General features: G+C 72.0%; 2 protein-coding genes. Both read right to left on the bottom strand.

Features of this window, described 5'->3' with window-relative positions:
- Positions 1 to 806, bottom strand: an 806-nt coding sequence (locus PLL68_RS14455) for a serine/threonine-protein kinase (protein ID WP_324535278.1), incomplete at its 3' end; no start/stop codon positions are given.
- Positions 807 to 905: 99 nt separating this feature from the next.
- Positions 906 to 1937 (bottom strand): YihY/virulence factor BrkB family protein (locus tag PLL68_RS14450; protein ID WP_324535276.1); only part of this gene is annotated, 1032 nt, incomplete at its 5' end.

The following is a 1937-nucleotide window of genomic DNA, read 5'->3' as shown; positions in this document are numbered from 1 at the left end:
AGCCCGAGTCGCTCACCGAGCTCACGGGCGCTCGCGGGACGGTCGGCAGGCCTCTTCTCGAGGCACTGCTCGATGAGCGCGCGCAGGCCCGGGGGGACGTGCGCGGGCAGGGGCGGCGGCGGGTCGTTGACCTGCGCCAGGGCGGTCGCCACCGGAGTGCCCTTGTCGAACGGGCGGCGACCGGTGAGCAGCTCGTGCGCGACGACGCCGAGGGCGTAGAGGTCGGAGGCGCCGGTGGCGGGCTCGCCGAGGGCCTGCTCGGGCGAGAGGTAGTGCGGCGTGCCGAGCACCTCGCCGGTCTGGGTGTGTCCCGACCCGTCGACGGCGCGGGCGATGCCGAAGTCGGTGAGCTTCACCGTGCCGTCGGGCATGACGAGGATGTTCGCGGGCTTGACGTCGCGGTGGACGACGCCGGCCTCGTGGGCCGCCCCGAGGGCGAGCGCGGCCTGCGCCATGATCGCCCGTACCTGGCTCGGGTCGAGGGCGCCCTCGCGCTTGACGAGGTCGGACAGCGGCTCACCGGGGACGAGCTCCATGACGAGGTAGGCGAGGTTGTCCTCCTCGCCGTAGTCGAAGACGGTGGCGACGTTGACGTGCGCGAGGTTGGCGGTGTGCAGCGCCTCGTTGCGGAAGCGGAGCGCGAAGACCTCCTCGTCGTCCAGGCTGGGCCGAAGGATCTTCACCGCGACCTGGCGCTCGAGGACGCCGTCGCTGGCCTCCCAGACGTCGCCCATGCCCCCGGACGCGATGCGGGCGGTCAGCGTGTAGCGGTCACCGAGGACGAATCCCTCGTGAAACCGGTTCACCGGGGGTTGGTCGCAATCACCGGACCATGGTAGGTCACCCCCGGGCCCCTGACCGGCCTGCGTGCGCGCCGATCACGCGCCGTGAGGTCGAGGGTTCCGTCAGGGGCGCCGGGCCCGCTCCCGGGCGATCTCAGACGGCAGGGGCTCCAGCTCGTGTGCCGGTGTCGCGCCGGTGCGGGCCGTGCGTCGATGGTCTCCACGACCGCGTCCGTACCCGTTCGCGGCCTCCTCAACCTCGTCCGGCGCCTGCGCCTCGAGCCGCAGCCGGCGCCCCTCGGCGACGCGCTCCTCCAGCTTGGTGGCGGCCTTGAGCGACCCGGAGTCGTCGCGCGGCGGCAGCTGGAGGGTGCGCTCGGCCCGGATGCCGGCCTGCAGCTGCCGCGCCCGCTCCAGCTCCGCGTCGATCTCGGCCCCGAAGAGCAGGGCCAGGTTGGTCAGCCACAGCCACAGGAGGAAGACGATGACGCTTCCGAGGGAGCCGTAGAGCGAGTCGTACTTCGCGAAGTTGCTGACGTAGAACCCGAACCCCAGCGACGCGAGCACCCAGATGCCGATGGCAACGGCGGCCCCCACCGAGACCCAGCGGAACTTGGGCTGCTGGACGTTCGGCGTCGCGTAGTAGAGCACCGCGACCATCAGCACGACGACCGCGAGGAGGAAGGGCCACTTGGCGAGGTTCCACAGCGCCAGGCTCTGCTCACCGAACCCGATCGCCGAGCCGATCGCCTCGGCGACAGGTCCGCTGACGACGAGCCCGACCAGCACGATGGCCGCCATGACGACCAGCCCCACCGTCACGAGGAGCACGAGCGGGCGCAGCTTCCAGACCGGGCGGCCCTCGTCGACCTGGTAGATCCGGTTCAGCGTGCGCCCGAAGGCCCCGACGTAACCCGACGCCCCCCAGAGGGCACCGGCGAGACCGACGGCCAGCGCCAGGCCCGCGCTCTGCGCCCCGACCATGGCCGCGATGGGCTTTTCGAGCTGGTCGGCGATGTCGCTCTGGCCGAGGTCGCGCAGGATCTCGAGCATTGCCTGGGTGGTTGCCTCCCCCTGCCCGAACACCCCGAGGAGGGAGACCAGCGCCAGGATCGCGGGGAAGACCGAGAGCACCGAGTAGTACGTCAGGGCCGC

It is taken from the genome of Ornithinibacter sp., from assembly GCF_035443565.1.
Classification (GTDB): Bacteria; Actinomycetota; Actinomycetes; order Actinomycetales; family Dermatophilaceae; genus Fodinibacter.
This window is presented reverse-complemented; position numbering and strand designations above follow the sequence as displayed.